The organism is Paraburkholderia sp. BR13439 (genome assembly GCF_040948805.1).
GTDB classification, from domain to species: Bacteria; Pseudomonadota; Gammaproteobacteria; order Burkholderiales; family Burkholderiaceae; genus Paraburkholderia; species Paraburkholderia youngii.
This window is the reverse complement of record NZ_JBFPKN010000249.1, coordinates 1-210: the sequence shown is the minus strand read 5'-3', so window position 1 is coordinate 210 and position 210 is coordinate 1. Positions and strand designations below refer to the sequence as shown.

The following is a 210-nucleotide window of genomic DNA, read 5'->3' as shown; positions in this document are numbered from 1 at the left end:
CAGCGAAGAACGGCAGCGCCTGCGCAGCGATCTGACTGCTGTGATTGGCGTGCAGATCGAAGAACTTGCGTCTCGCGTGCGCAGCACATCCAATTTCAGTGATGCCCTGCTGGAATCCAGCCTTGTAACCACTGTAGTCGTCGCATACCAGTTTGCCCTGCCAGCCAGCGAGGAACGCGCGGGCATGCTCGCCTGCACGGCTGTCGGCGA

Annotated in this window: 1 protein-coding gene; it reads right to left on the bottom strand. The window is 61.0% G+C overall.

The genetic code is table 11. The features are described 5' to 3' along the window. A partial coding sequence (locus AB3X96_RS43065) for a transposase (protein WP_368594475.1) occupies nt 1–210 on the bottom strand: 210 nt, incomplete at both ends.